At 63.0% G+C, this 13,983-nt stretch carries 15 protein-coding genes; 11 read left to right on the top strand and 4 right to left on the bottom strand.

Annotated elements, in window-relative coordinates:
• The first annotated feature begins 6 nt into the window (after positions 1-6).
• The 11 genes from rsfS to ACK59L_RS06795 all read left to right on the top strand — a co-directional run bounded on the left by rsfS (position 7) and on the right by ACK59L_RS06795 (position 10,472).
• Positions 7-426 carry a ribosome silencing factor gene (rsfS, locus tag ACK59L_RS06845; protein WP_027915263.1) on the top strand — a complete coding sequence of 140 codons (420 nt, stop codon included), beginning with the start codon at positions 7-9 and terminating at the stop codon, positions 424-426.
• Between the two features lie 10 nt (positions 427-436).
• Positions 437-904 carry a 23S rRNA (pseudouridine(1915)-N(3))-methyltransferase RlmH gene (gene rlmH, locus ACK59L_RS06840; protein WP_023534514.1) on the top strand — a complete coding sequence of 156 codons (468 nt, stop codon included), beginning with the start codon at positions 437-439 and terminating at the stop codon, positions 902-904.
• 16 nt (positions 905-920) lie between these two features.
• Positions 921-2,810 (top strand): penicillin-binding protein 2, encoded by a 1,890-nt coding sequence (mrdA, locus tag ACK59L_RS06835; RefSeq protein ID WP_409272585.1) that lies wholly within the window; start codon positions 921-923, stop codon positions 2,808-2,810.
• Positions 2,811-2,848: 38 nt separating this feature from the next.
• Entirely contained in the window at positions 2,849-3,952 is a 1,104-nt protein-coding gene (rodA, locus tag ACK59L_RS06830) for a rod shape-determining protein RodA (protein WP_042139378.1), read from the top strand.
• A 17-nt stretch (positions 3,953-3,969) separates the two neighbouring features.
• A complete protein-coding gene (gene mltB / locus ACK59L_RS06825; RefSeq protein WP_144966937.1) occupies positions 3,970-4,980 on the top strand; it encodes a lytic murein transglycosylase B in 1,011 nt (336 codons plus the stop codon).
• Entirely contained in the window at positions 4,980-5,987 is a 1,008-nt protein-coding gene (locus ACK59L_RS06820) for a septal ring lytic transglycosylase RlpA family protein (protein ID WP_058603534.1), read from the top strand. Before mltB ends, ACK59L_RS06820 begins: the two co-directional genes overlap by 1 nt.
• Before the next feature lie 267 nt (positions 5,988-6,254).
• Positions 6,255-7,415, top strand: coding sequence for a D-alanyl-D-alanine carboxypeptidase family protein (locus ACK59L_RS06815; RefSeq protein WP_023534573.1), 1,161 nt, complete (start codon positions 6,255-6,257; stop codon positions 7,413-7,415).
• Between the two features lie 69 nt (positions 7,416-7,484).
• On the top strand, positions 7,485-7,760 hold the full coding sequence (locus ACK59L_RS06810; protein WP_058603535.1) for a DUF493 domain-containing protein: 276 nt from the start codon (positions 7,485-7,487) through the stop codon (positions 7,758-7,760).
• The gene (gene lipB / locus ACK59L_RS06805; RefSeq protein WP_027915256.1) at positions 7,760-8,407 is read left to right on the top strand and encodes a lipoyl(octanoyl) transferase LipB; all 648 of its coding nucleotides are present in this window, start codon (positions 7,760-7,762) and stop codon (positions 8,405-8,407) included. The genes ACK59L_RS06810 and lipB overlap by 1 nt, the downstream gene beginning before the upstream one ends.
• A gap of 2 nt (positions 8,408-8,409) precedes the next feature.
• Positions 8,410-9,426 carry a lipoyl synthase gene (lipA, locus tag ACK59L_RS06800; protein ID WP_058603537.1) on the top strand — a complete coding sequence of 339 codons (1,017 nt, stop codon included), beginning with the start codon at positions 8,410-8,412 and terminating at the stop codon, positions 9,424-9,426.
• Positions 9,427-9,533: 107 nt separating this feature from the next.
• Entirely contained in the window at positions 9,534-10,472 is a 939-nt protein-coding gene (locus ACK59L_RS06795; protein ID WP_409272581.1) for an LD-carboxypeptidase, read from the top strand.
• An 82-nt stretch (positions 10,473-10,554) separates the two neighbouring features.
• Here ACK59L_RS06795 and ACK59L_RS06790 read toward each other — a convergent pair whose 3' ends face one another.
• The 4 genes from ACK59L_RS06790 to lptE form a co-directional block, all read right to left on the bottom strand.
• Entirely contained in the window at positions 10,555-11,865 is a 1,311-nt protein-coding gene (locus ACK59L_RS06790; RefSeq protein ID WP_409272578.1) for a lytic murein transglycosylase, read from the bottom strand.
• Positions 11,866-11,925: 60 nt separating this feature from the next.
• Entirely contained in the window at positions 11,926-12,090 is a 165-nt protein-coding gene (gene arfA, locus ACK59L_RS06785; RefSeq protein ID WP_027915252.1) for an alternative ribosome rescue factor ArfA, read from the bottom strand.
• Positions 12,091-12,250: 160 nt separating this feature from the next.
• The gene (holA, locus tag ACK59L_RS06780; RefSeq protein WP_409272576.1) at positions 12,251-13,288 is read right to left on the bottom strand and encodes a DNA polymerase III subunit delta; all 1,038 of its coding nucleotides are present in this window, start codon (positions 13,286-13,288) and stop codon (positions 12,251-12,253) included.
• A 40-nt stretch (positions 13,289-13,328) separates the two neighbouring features.
• On the bottom strand, positions 13,329-13,934 hold the full coding sequence (gene lptE / locus ACK59L_RS06775) for an LPS assembly lipoprotein LptE (protein WP_145253609.1): 606 nt from the start codon (positions 13,932-13,934) through the stop codon (positions 13,329-13,331).
• Positions 13,935-13,983 lie beyond the last annotated feature (49 nt).

Below are 13,983 nucleotides of genomic sequence, written 5' to 3'. Positions count from 1 at the left end.
TTTTATATGACCAAGCAGAAAATTTACGGCGACGAACTGGTCGCAGTGACCACGGCAGCGCTGGAAGACGTCAAGGCCCAGGATATCCAGGTCATCGACGTGCGTGACAAGCACAGCCTGACCGATTACATGATCATCGCCACCGGTACCTCCAACCGGCAGATCAACGCCATGGCCGAGAAGGTCCGCGAGGCGGTCAAGGCCAAGGGCGCCCAGCCGCTGGGTGAAGAAGGCAAGGGCGACAGCGATTGGGTGCTGCTGGACCTCAACGATGTCATCGTGCACATGATGACCGCGGCTGCACGCCAGTTCTACGACCTCGAACGCCTGTGGCAGGGTGCCGAGCAGAGCCGCGCCGCCGATGGCAAGCACCACAGCCCGGACCATGTCCACGAGTACTCCGACAAGCTCAAAGATCGCGAATAAGGAAAGCGCCGTGCGTCTGCGCCTGATCGCGGTCGGCTCGCGCATGCCGAAGTGGGTCGAGGAGGGCTGGCATGAGTATGTCAAGCGCCTGCCGGCCGAACTTTCGCTCGAGCTGGTGGAAATACCGCTGAACACACGCGGCAAGAATGCCGACGTCGCCCGCCTGATTCGCCAGGAGGGCGACGCCATGCTCAGCAAGGTGCAACCCGGCGAACGCGTCGTGACCCTTGAGGTTCATGGCAAGCCGTGGAGCACCGAGCAGCTGGCAGGTGAGCTGGACCGCTGGCGCCTGGATGCGCGCACGGTGAATTTGATGGTGGGCGGGCCCGAGGGGCTTGCGCCGCAAGTGTGCGCCCGCGCCGATCAGCGCTGGTCCCTGTCGCCGCTGACCTTGCCGCACCCGCTGGTCAGGATACTGATCGGCGAGCAGGTTTACCGGGCCTGGACGGTGTTGTCCGGCCACCCCTACCACAAATGAGCTTGTAAGCAGCCCGATGTCGCAGCCGATCCGCCTCAAGGACCACGAAAAAGACGCCCGTCTGGTGCGCAACCGCGTCGTGGTCGGCGCCGTGGCGGTCATGTTGCTCATCTGCGTGCTGATTGCGCGGCTGTACTACCTGCAGATCATCCAGTACGACTACCACTCCACGCTGTCGGAGAACAACCGGGTGCACGTGCAGCCGATCCCGCCGACACGCGGGCTGATCTTCGACCGCAACGGGGTAGTGATCGCCGACAACCGGCCCAGCTTCAGCCTGTCCATGACCCGGGAGCGTGCCGGAGACTGGCAGCAGGTACTGGACAGCATCGTCGAGATACTGGAACTCACCTCAGACGACCGCGCGCTGTTCGAAAAGCGCATGCGCCAGGGGCGCAGGCCGTTCGAGCCGGTACCTATCCTGTTCGAACTCAACGAGGAACAGATCGCCCGTGTGGCGGTGAACCAGTTCCGCTTGCCAGGGGTGGAAGTGGTCGCCCAGCTGGTACGTCACTACCCACAGGGGGCGCATTTCGCGCATTCGGTGGGCTACGTCGGGCGTATCAACGAGAAAGAGCTCAAAACCCTGGACCCTGTGAACTACAGCGGCACGCACCACATCGGCAAGACCGGCATCGAGCGGTTCTACGAGGCTACGCTGCACGGCCAGGTCGGCTACGAAGAAGTCGAGACCAACGCCCGCGGCCGTGTGCTCAGGGTGCTCAAGCGTACCGATCCCAAGCCTGGCAAGGACATCGTGCTGAGCCTGGACATCAAGTTGCAGGAAGCGGCCGAGGCCGCCCTGGCCGGGCGCCGTGGCGCGGTGGTTGCACTCGACCCACGCACCGGTGAAGTGCTCGCCATGGTAAGCCAGCCCAGCTTCGACCCCAACCTGTTCGTCACTGGCATCAGCTTCAAGGCCTATGCCGAACTGCGTGATTCGATCGACAGGCCGCTGTTCAACCGCATCCTGCGCGGCCTCTACCCGCCCGGCTCGACGATCAAGCCCGCCGTGGCGATCGCCGGCCTGGACAGCGGCGCGGTGACCCCAAGCAGCCGTGTGTTCGACCCTGGGTACTACCAGCTGCCCAACTACGATCACAAATACCGTAACTGGAACCGCTCGGGTGACGGCTGGGTAGACCTGGATACCGCCATCATGCGTTCCAACGACACCTACTTCTACGACCTGGCCCACAAGATGGGCATCGACCGGTTGTCCAGCTATATGAACAAGTTCGGCATCGGCCAGCGGGTGTCGCTGGACATGTTCGAAGAATCCGCAGGGTTGATGCCGTCGCGGGAATGGAAGCGGGCCACGCGCCGGCAGGCCTGGTTCCCGGGCGAAACCCTGATCCTGGGTATCGGCCAGGGCTACATGCAGGCCACGCCCCTGCAGCTTGCGCAGGCGACGGCGCTGATTGCCAACAAGGGTGTGTGGAACCGGCCGCACCTGGCCAAGACCATCGAAGGGGAGCCGCCGGTGGACGAAAACCCGATGCCGGACATCGTGCTGCGCGACAAGGCCGATTGGGCGCGCGTGACCCATGGCATGGAGCAGGTGATGCACGGCGCGCGCGGTACTGCCCGCAAAGCCGCCATCGGCGCCCAATACCGCATCGCCGGCAAAAGTGGTACCGCCCAGGTGGTGGCCATCAAGCAGGGCGAGAAGTACGACCGCAACAAACTTCAGGAGCGTCACCGCGACCATGCCTTGTTCGTGGCCTTCGCTCCGGCAGACGACCCCAAGATCGTGGTGTCGGTGATGGTCGAGAACGGTGAGTCGGGTTCTGGGGTGGCTGCGCCAGTGGTGCGCCAGATCATGGATGCCTGGCTGCTGGACGAAAACGGCCGGCTCAAGCCTGAGCTTGCGCCGGCTACCGCTACTCAGGAGTCGCCGCTGTGATGAACAATTTCGATCGCATGCTCTCCAGCGAGGATGTGATGCGTCGGCGCGCCAGCTTCCTGCAGCGCATTCACGTCGATGGTCCTTTGCTGATCATCCTCCTGACGCTGGCCGCAGGCAGCCTGTTCGTGCTGTATTCGGCCAGCGGCAAGAACTGGGACCTGTTGCTCAAGCAGGCCACCTCGTTTGGCATCGGCCTGGTATCGATGTTCGTCATCGCCCAGCTCGAGCCACGGTTCATGGCGCGATGGGTGCCACTGGCCTACCTCACCGGGGTGTTGCTGCTGGTGGTGGTGGACGTGATGGGCCACAACGCCATGGGTGCGACGCGCTGGATCAACATACCCGGGGTGATTCGCTTCCAGCCCTCCGAGTTCATGAAGATCATCATGCCGGCGACCATCGCCTGGTACCTGTCCAAGCGCACCCTGCCGCCGCACCTCAAGCATGTGGCCATCAGCCTGGTATTGATTGGCGTGCCGTTCATCCTGATCGTGCGCCAGCCGGACCTGGGTACGGCGTTGCTGATCCTGGCCTCCGGTGCCTTCGTCCTGTTCATGGGCGGCCTACGCTGGCGTTGGATTCTCAGCGTGCTGGCGGCCACGGTGCCGGTGGCGGTGGCCATGTGGTTCTTCGTGATGCACGACTACCAGAAGCAGCGGGTGCTGACCTTCCTCGACCCGGAGAGCGACCCGCTGGGTACGGGCTGGAACATCATCCAGTCCAAGGCAGCGATTGGTTCTGGCGGCGTGTTCGGCAAGGGGTGGCTGCTGGGCACCCAGTCGCACCTAGACTTTCTGCCTGAAAGCCACACCGACTTCATCATCGCCGTGCTGGGCGAGGAGTTCGGCCTGGTGGGCATTTGCCTGTTGCTGATCGTCTACCTGCTGCTGATCGGGCGGGGCCTGATGATCACGGCGCAGGCACAGACATTGTTCGGCAAGCTGCTGGCAGGCAGTTTGACCATGACGTTCTTTGTATACGTGTTCGTCAATATCGGGATGGTAAGTGGCCTTTTGCCCGTCGTCGGCGTGCCGTTGCCCTTCATTAGCTATGGCGGAACTTCATTGGTGACGCTGCTGTCAGCGTTTGGCGTTCTGATGTCGATCCACACGCATCGAAAGTGGATCGCACAGGTTTGAATAAGGTGAACAATTACATGCAAGCAGTGCGTAACTGGGCTACCCGTTGTGCGCCGTGGTTTGGTGCGGTGAGCCTGTTTGGCGCTGTACAGCTGGCCGAGGCCGGCGACTACGACAACTCGCCCCAGGTGGCCGAATTCGTTGGCCAGATGAGCCGCGACCATGGTTTTGCCCCAGAACAACTGATGGGCGTGTTCCGTGAAGTGCAGCGCAAGCAGTCGATCCTCGATGCGATTTCGCGGCCCGCCGAACGGGTCAAGCCCTGGAAGGAATATCGCCCCATGTTCCTCACCGACGCGCGCATCGCGCGGGGCGTGGACTTCTGGCGTCAGCACGAAGCCGTGCTGGCGCGGGCCGAGCAGGAATACGGGGTGCCGGCACAATACATCGTGTCGATCATTGGCGTTGAAACCTTCTTCGGGCGCAACACGGGCAACTTCCGGGTGCTCGACGCGTTGTCCACCCTGGGCTTCGATTATCCCCCCCGCGCCGAATTCTTCCGCAAGGAACTGCGTGAGTTCCTGCTGCTGGCCCGTGAAGAACAACTCGATCCCCTGACCCTTAAAGGCTCCTACGCCGGGGCCATGGGGCTGCCGCAGTTCATGCCCAGCAGCTTTCGCAATTACGCCGTGGACTTCGACGGTGATGGGCACATCAACATCTGGACCAACCCCGATGATGCCATCGGCAGCGTGGCGAGCTACTTCAAGCGCCATGGCTGGATGGCCGGACAGGAAGTGGTCAGCCGCGCAACCGTGCAGGGCGAGCGCGCCGATCAAGGCCTGACCACCGGTATCGAGCCGGCCAGCACGGTCGGAGAGTTGCGTGCCCTTGGCTGGTCGGTTCATGATTCGCTGCGCGATGATCTGCCCGTCACGGCCTTCCGCCTGGAAGGTGAGAACGGCCCCGAGTACTGGGTGGGGCTGAAGAATTTCTACGCGATCACTCGCTACAACCGCAGCGTGATGTATGCCATGGCGGTGCATCAGCTTGCGCAACAGCTGGTCCAAGCACGGGGCGTCAACTAATGCGCGCAATTTTCTCTACCACTTCCTTCAAACTGATCACCTGCGCAGCCATCGGCCTGGCGTTGGTCAGTTGCTCCTCCAGCCGCCCGGCGCCCAAGAGTTCCAGCGGTGCGAGCGTGGTGCGCAGCCAGCCCGGCCTGGACATCAACCGTGCCCACAAGGACGGTGCGCCGTGGTGGGATGTGGACGTCAACAAGATCCCCGATGCCACGCCCACCCTGCACACCGGCAACTACAAGGCCAACCCCTACACCGTCCTGGGCAAGACCTACTACCCGATGCAGGATGCGCGCAACTACCGCGCCGAGGGCACGGCGTCGTGGTATGGCACCAAGTTCCATGGCCAGAACACCGCCAACGGCGAGCTGTACGACCTGTACGGCATGAGTGCCGCGCACAAGACACTGCCACTGCCCGCCTATGTGAAGGTGACTAACCTGGCTAACGGTCGCAGCGTTATCCTGCGGGTGAACGATCGCGGCCCGTTCTATTCCGATCGCATCATCGACTTGTCGTACGCGGCGGCGAAGAAGCTGGGCTACGCCGAGATCGGCACTGCCCATGTGCGCGTTGAAGGCATCGACCCCCAGCAGTGGTGGGCGCAACGTGGCCAGACGCCACCCATGGTGCTCAAGGAGCCCCAGGTGGCCCAGACCCAGGCGATCCCGGCCAGCTCCGGTCGGGTAGAGCAGTGGACGCCGCCGCCACAGCAGCATGCAGCACCGGTGGTGCCGGTGCAGGTGGGCGGCAACAACGTGCCTGCTGGCACTGGCGGCAGCTTCTTGCAAGTCGGCGCTTTCGCCAACCCGGATGCGGCCGAGCTGCTGCGCGCCAAGCTCAGCAGCATGGTCAGCGCACCGGTGTTCATCAGCTCGGTCGTGCGTAACCAGCAGACATTGCATCGTGTACGCCTGGGGCCGATCAACAGCCAGGGTGAAGTCCAGCAGGCGCAGAACAGCATTCGCCTGGCGAACCTGGGGCAGGCCAAGCTGGTCACAGCTGACTGACCAGGCGTCCCGACAGGGTGACCGACCCCTCGCGCACGGTATGAACAGCCTGCGTGTGGGGTTCACCCACGGGCAAGCACGGTGCAATGTGGCGGTTTTGTCATGAATTGACAGGCCCAGCCATGTACAATGCCGGTTTTGCCCGCAGCGGCACCCTGTCGCACGTTGCCGGGCCAGGCCTCAGGCCAATAACTAGACTGACCGGTGCTGGGCCGTGTGCTTGCCCAGAAAACATCTCCAGACCATTAAGCGATTTTCGAGAGACGGATGAACATCACCAACCTTGCCAAACGACTTTGCTTGCCCGTATTGCTCCTGCTCACTCCGGTAGCCTTCGCGGCCGAGCAGATGACGCCCGCGCCGCCTCAACTGGCAGCCAAGTCCTACGTACTCATGGACGCGTCCAGCGGCAACGTGCTGGTCGAGAACAACGGTGACGAGCGTCTTCCGCCAGCCAGCCTGACCAAGCTGATGACCGCCTACATCGCCACGCTGGACATCCGCCGTGGCCAGATCGGCGAAAACGACCCGGTGACCGTCAGCGAAAACGCCTGGCGCACCGGCGGCTCGCGCATGTTCATCAAGGTGGGCAGCCAGGTGACCGTCAGCGACCTGCTGCACGGCATCATCATCCAGTCCGGCAACGATGCGTCCGTCGCCCTGTCCGAGCACATCGCCGGCAGCGAAGACGCGTTCGCCGACATGATGAACAAGACCGCTGCCGACCTGGGCATGACCAACAGTCACTTCATGAACCCCACCGGCCTGCCTAACCCGGAGCATTATTCTTCTGCTCACGACATGGCGATCCTGGCCCGTGCGATCATCAACGTCGACCCGGCTCACTACGCCATCTATTCGCAGAAAGAGTTCTTCTGGAACAACATCAAGCAGCCTAACCGCAACTTGCTGTTGTGGCGTGACAAGACCGTGGACGGCCTGAAGACCGGCCACACCGAAGAGGCTGGCTACTGCATGGTGGCGTCGGCCGTACGTGACGGGCAGCGCCTGATCGCCGTGGTGTTCGGTACCAACAGCGAGCAGTCCCGTGCTGCCGAAACCCAGAAGCTGCTGACCTACGGTTTCCGCTTCTTCGAAACCCAGACCTTCTATCAGAAAGGCACCGAGCTGACCAAGGCGCCGGTCTGGAAAGGCGCCACCAGCGAAGTCAAGGCAGGCCTTGCCGAAGACCTGACCATGACCATGCCCAAGGGCCAGCTCAAGCGCCTGCAGGCTTCGATGACCATGAACCCGCAACTGACCGCACCCATTGCCAAGGGTGACGTGATCGGCAAGGTTGAAGTCAAATTGGACGACAAAGTGGTTCACAGCGCCGACCTGATCGCCCTCGATGGCGTCGAGGAAGGTGGTTTCTTCCGCCGTATGTGGGATAGCATCCGTCTATTCTTCTACGGGTTGTTCAACTGACACGTGACCTGCACACCCCCGCGTGATCGCGGGGGTGTTGTTGCCACGGCTTGCGAGGCCGTTTCCGCCATGAGCGAACCAGACGTCAAGTCTCATAAAATCGAATTTCCCTGTGCCGACTACCCGATCAAAGTCATTGGTGACACCGGTGTCGGCTTCAAGGACACCGTGATCGAAGTGCTCAGCAAATACGCCAAGGTCGATCTTTCCACGCTGGCCGAACGCCAGAGCAAGGAAGGCAAGTACACCACCGTGCAACTGCACATCGTGGCCGAAAGCGAAAACCAGCTCCACGACATCAACAGCGCCCTGCGTGCCACCGGCATCGTGAAAATGGTGCTGTGATGCCCGGCTGCCTCGGTGTCCGCGAACTTGGCCTGCAGCCCTATGAGCCGGTGCTCGAGGCCATGCGGCGTTTCACTGAGCAGCGCACTGCCGATACCCAGGATGAAGTCTGGCTGGTCGAACACCCGCCGGTCTTCACGCAAGGGCAGGCTGGCAAGGCCGAGCACCTGCTGGTGCCGGGCGATATCCCCGTGGTGCAGACCGACCGTGGTGGCCAGGTGACCTATCATGGGCCAGGCCAGCTGGTGGCCTACCTGCTGCTGGATGTACGCCGCCTGGGCTTTGGCGTACGCGACCTGGTCAGCCGCATCGAGCGCAGCCTGATCGCTTTGCTCGATGGCTACGCGGTGCAGGCCGCTGCCAAACCCGATGCACCCGGTGTGTATGTGGACGGCGCGAAGATCGCTTCGCTTGGCCTGCGTATCCGCAACGGCCGCTCCTTTCATGGCCTTGCCCTGAACGTGGACATGGACCTGGCGCCCTTTTGCCGAATCAACCCCTGCGGTTATGCGGGGCTGGCGATGACCCAGCTGCGTGACCTGGCAGGCCCGATCGAACTCGACGAGGTCAGGACAAGGCTGCGCGAACAGCTGGTCAAGCACCTCGACTACGCAGAGCAGACGACCCTCACGGGCGGAATCGACTGAATATGACTACTGTGCAAGAAGCCGTGCCGAACCTGATCCCAACCCAGGACGCTACGCCGCGCTCCGCCCCCAAGAAGGTCGAAGCCGGGGTCAAGCTGCGAGGTGCCGACAAGGTCGCGCGCATCCCGGTCAAGATCATCCCCACCGACGAGCTGCCCAAGAAGCCTGACTGGATCCGTGTGCGTATCCCGGTCTCGCCCGAGGTAGACCGCATCAAGCAACTGCTGCGCAAGCACAAGCTGCACAGCGTCTGCGAGGAGGCCTCCTGCCCGAACCTGGGCGAGTGCTTCTCGGGCGGCACCGCCACCTTCATGATCATGGGCGACATCTGCACGCGCCGCTGCCCGTTCTGCGACGTGGGGCATGGCCGTCCCAAGCCGTTGGACGTGGACGAGCCGAAGAACCTTGCGGTGGCCATTGCCGACCTGCGCCTGAAGTACGTGGTCATCACCTCGGTTGACCGTGATGATTTGCGCGATGGCGGCGCCCAGCATTTCGCCGACTGCATCCGCGAAATCCGCGCTTTGTCGCCAGGCGTGCAGCTTGAAACCCTGGTGCCGGATTACCGGGGCCGTATGGACGTCGCGCTGGCGATCACGGCTCAGGAGCCGCCGGATGTGTTCAACCACAACCTCGAAACCGTGCCCCGTCTGTACAAGGCCGCTCGCCCGGGTTCGGACTACGACTGGTCGCTGGACCTGTTGCAGAAGTTCAAGCAACTGGTCCCGCATGTGCCTACCAAGTCCGGCCTGATGCTCGGGTTGGGCGAGACCGACGAAGAAGTGATCGAGGTCATGCACCGCATGCGCGAGCACGACATCGACATGCTCACCCTGGGTCAATACCTGCAGCCATCGCGCAGCCACTTGCCGGTGCAGCGTTTCGTGCACCCTGACACCTTCGCCTGGTTCGCCGAGGAAGGCTACCGCATGGGCTTCAAGAACGTCGCTTCCGGCCCGCTGGTGCGCTCGTCCTACCATGCCGACCAGCAAGCGCACGAAGCCAAGATCAAACTCTGATCTGACCGTAAAAAGAGAAATGCCGATGCGCCGCAAGGCCGCGTCGGCATTTTTTTTTCAGCCAGCAAAGCCGTAAGCTGTTTGTGACAAGCCGTATGGAGTTGCCGATGAACTGCGTAGAACCTTCTGCCTTGCCACTGCGCAAGGCCATTGAGCCCGATGCCTGCTTTGCCGTGGTTGCCCCGGCAGGCCCGGCGCGTCTGGATGTGCACAAAGCGGCCCAGTGGTTCGCCGAGCGCGGCTACCGCTGCCGGGTCTATCCGGGTGCGACTCAGTCCGAGGGCTACCTGGCAGGCGCCGATGCGCAGCGGCTACAGGATCTGCACGACGCCTTCCGGGACCCGTCCATCGACGCGGTTCTGTGCATGCGTGGCGGCTACGGCAGCATGCGCCTGCTGGACAAGCTCGATTTCGAGCTGTTGCAACACCACCCCAAGCCTTTGATTGGCTACAGCGATATCACCGCCTTGCATGCGGCGCTCTACCGTCACACAGGGATGATCAGCTTCCACGGGGCCATGCTCAACGCCGACCTGCTGGGTGGCAAGCAGGCACCGACCGAATCGTCGCTGGTGGCGCAGTTGAGCGGGCAGGTGGCAGCCGGTGAGCCGATCACGCACCCGGCGCAGTTCCCCTTGCACACGGTCGTCCCTGGCCTTGCCAGTGGCCCGCTGCTGGGTGGGAACTTGTCGATGCTGGGTGCGACCCTTGGGACCTTGGCAGAGCTGGATACCCAGGGCTGCATCCTGTTCATCGAAGACGTGAACGAGCCGTTGTACCGAGTCGATCGCCTGCTGACGCAGTTACGGCTAGCCGGCAAGCTACAAGGCATCAGGGGTGTGCTGGTAGGGGACTTTGCTGGTATTACCGCGGCGGCGCTGGCACCGCTGCTGCGCGACACGTTCGGCCCACTGGGCGTCCCTGTGCTGGCCGGATGGCGCAGTGGGCACTGTGACCCCAATATCTGCCTGCCGCTAGGTGCTCGAGTAACGCTGGACAGCGAGCGGCAGCGCCTGGTGCTGGAGCAGGCGCTGTTCCAGGCATGAGCCTGGCGCCAAGGCCACCCCAGGGTCACGGTTACCGTGCCTAGGGGGACCCGCATTGTTGCCAGTAAGCGCGAGCCTGCGGCTACCGTAGGCTCTCCAGGAGCTTGTGCGTCGGATAGCCATCGGCTGGCCAGCCCAGGCCCTGCTGGGCATTACGGATGGCCTTGCGGGTGTTGGCGCCAATGATCCCATCGGCGTTGCCCGCCTCAAAGCCCTTGGCATTGAGCAAGTTCTGCAACTCCATGCGCTCGCTGCGGCTCAGGGGGGTGTCGTCCTTGGGCCAGTTGCCAGCGATGAAGCCCCAGCCGGTGAAGCGATCGCCCAGCAGGCTGACGGCCAGCGCGTAGGCCGATGAGTTGTTGTATTTGAGGATGGCGCGGAAATTGTCGAGAACCAGGAATGCCGGGCCTCGCGCGCCAGCGGGCAGCAACAGGGCGGCTGGCAGCTCATTACTACCGGCTGGCAATTGCGTACCAGCAGGCAGTGTCAGGCCCATGGCCAACCATTCGGCGATCGGCTTGCGCGAGGTCCCGTCAGCTTGCCAATAATCGAAGCCTGCCGGTACCTGCACCTCGAACCCCCAGGGTTGGCCACGCTTCCAGCCTGAGCTTTGCAGGTAGTGTGCAGTGGAGGCCAAGGCATCGGGCGTGCTGTTCCAGATATCGCGGCGGCCATCGCCGTCGAAATCCACGGCATGGGTGTTGTAGGTGGTCGGGATGAATTGGGTCTGGCCCATGGCGCCGGCCCAGGAGCCGCGCATTGCTTCAGGCTGAATATCACCGTGCTGGATGATCTGCAGGGCGGCAATCAGCTGGTCTTGCGCAAACTGTGGGCGTCGCCCTTCGTAGGCCAGGGTGGCCAGGGAGCGGATCACTGACTTGCTGCCCTGGAACTGGCCGAAGTTGCTTTCCATGCCCCATACCGCGACCAGGATCTGGCGATCAACGCCGTAGCGCTGTTCCAGGCGGGTCAGGAGCTCGGCGTTCTGCTCCAGCAGCCTTTTGCCGTTGCGTACGCGCACGGGGGACAAGGCACCTTCCAGGTATTCCCAAACTGGCCGGGTGAACTCTGGCTGGCTTCGGTCAGCCTTGATCACGTCCATGTCCGGCGTAACGCCGAGAAACGCCTTGTCGAAAATTTCCGGGGCAATGCCCGCTTGCAGGGCCTGTTGGCGGAAACCTGCTTGCCACTGGGCAAAGGTTTGGGACGGCTGGATATCTGGGTTGCTGTCTGGCGCCTTGCCAGGTGCATTCACGACAGGTGCCGGCTGCGCCTGGGCGAGGGGCAATGCATCGGCTGCCGTGGGTTTTTCCGCACAGGCAACGAGCAGGATGAAGCTGGAGGCCGCAACGAGCTGGCGGGTTTCCCAACGAGGAAAAAGACGGTAGAGCATGCACAGGTCCAGGTCTGCAGGTCAGGTGATGACCATATCATGCCTGCGCTACGGATGCCTTCATGCCGCCAAAAAGTAAGAAGCCTCCCAATCTCTCGATTGGAAGGCTTCGCGGCGGTAGCTGCCCTTGCCTTTCTCCGGCCGTTCCTGACGGCAACGGAACAGGGGCTGGGCGACGATGGACTTGGCCTTGTTATGGCCTTGCTTGTTTGGTTTTTTGCTCATGAAGGTGGTTCCTGCGTTGGGCCAGTGCGGGCTGCACTGTGCAGGCTTGGCCGTGGGCAGGCCAATTGATTGTTTATATGGTCGTGAGTGTTATCCAGGCCTCATGAGGCGGCTTGCCGGCGATGGCCGACAAGCGCGGGCTCTATAGGCAGGGCTTCGACTATTGGGCAGGCAGCGCTAGGCGCTGGCCGGCCATCAGTAGCACCAGGCGCGCCAGGCCTGTCCAGGGAGAACCTTGCGCCTGGCCCTTGATCTGGGCGTCGATACGCTGGGCGTCCTGCAGCAGCTGCGACCAGCGCTGCGCGGGTAACCGCTGCAGGGCCTTGCTGACCAAAGGGCGGCGTTTGTCCCAGATGGGTGGACGTGCCTGGCTGAAGGCCTTGTCCAGGAGAACGCCCTGGCTGAACTGCTGGGCCAGGCCCGCCAGTTGCCGCAGTTCACGGGCCAGGGCCCAGAGGATCACCGGGGGCTCCACGCCTTCGCCGCGCAGGCCTTCGAGCATGCGCAAGGCATGGGCGGCTTCACCCTTGAGAATGGCGTCGACCAGCCCGAAGACGTCGAAGCGCGCGCTGTCCGCCACCGCGGCCTGGACCGTTTCCAGAGTGATGACGTTGCCCTCGGCCAGCAGCTTGAGCTTTTCGATTTCCTGCGCAGCCGCGAGCAAGTTGCCCTCCACGCGCGCAGCAATCAGGTCCACGGCGTCACGCTGGGCACTCAGGCCTGCCTGTTGCAGCCGCTGATTGATCCATTGGGGCAACTGATGCGCGTCCACGGGCCATATCTGGATGAACTGGCAATGATCACCCTCGACCAGTGCCTTGCCCCATTTGGTCTTCTGCGCGCTGGCATCGAGCTTTGGCAAGCTGATCAGCAGCAGCGTGTCTTCGGCAGGGCGGGCGCAGTATTCCAGCAATGCGGCAGCGCCCTTGTCACCCGGCTTGCCCGAGGGCAGGCGCAGTTCCAGCAGGCGTCGCTGGGCGAAAAGCGACAGGCTCGCACCCGCTTGCAGCAGGGTGCCCCAATCGAAGTTGGCATCGGCACTGAATACCTGGCGCTCGTCGAAACCTTGCTGGCGGGCGGCGCTGCGGATGGCGTCGGCCGCTTCCTGGCACAGCAACGGGTCATCGCCGCTGACCACGTAGACGGGCGCGAGTGAGCCTTGCAGGTGTTTGGTGAGTTGAGCGGGGGCGAGTTTCATGGCATCGGGGGCAGGGCGCCAGACGGCGCCCTGCACGGGCTCAGTTGCCCGGCACTTCCAGCGGCGACTGCTGCGGTGTCTCGGCCTGCTGGCGACGCGCGGCTTCCAGCGCATCCGCTTCGGCCTTGGCACGCTCATCGGCCTTGCGCTGCAATTCATCGAGCTGGGCAGGGGTGAGGTTTTGCAGGCGCACGATCATGGCATTGACCAGGTCGCGGCGCATCTCGTCACGGGCGCGTTTGGCATCCTGCTCGGAACCGGTGATATTCGAGGCGTCACGCACATAGACTTTGCGCACTTCGACCTTGTCGCTGGTCAGCTCCAGGTTGTTCAGGCCTTGGATGCTGTAGTCCAGCTCGGTGGTGAGCTCGAACTCCGCCGTGCGGTTGCCGCTATTGTAGGTAACGGCGCGCTGGCGCTCCTGTTCGTTGGTCAGCACCAGGCGGTACGGCGCGCCTGCGTGGACGTTCACGCCGCTGCGCTCGAGCACTTCGCGCAGTTGAATCACGGTCGGGCCGTAGGCGTTGCGCGCGCTGACGTCCATCTCCTTGACGCTCATTTCGCTGGTGCCCGTGCCGCGCAGCTGGAACCCGCAGGCGCTGAGCATGACCGCCAGGCCAACTACCAGCAGATTGCGTTTGATCATGTTGTTGCTCCCTCGTGAGCCTGTTCCGCCCGTGCGCAGAGCCTGCGAA

The sequence above is a fragment of the Pseudomonas sp. KCJK9111 genome (assembly GCF_046231935.1).
GTDB classification, from domain to species: Bacteria; Pseudomonadota; Gammaproteobacteria; order Pseudomonadales; family Pseudomonadaceae; genus Aquipseudomonas; species Aquipseudomonas parafulva_B.
This window is presented reverse-complemented; position numbering and strand designations above follow the sequence as displayed.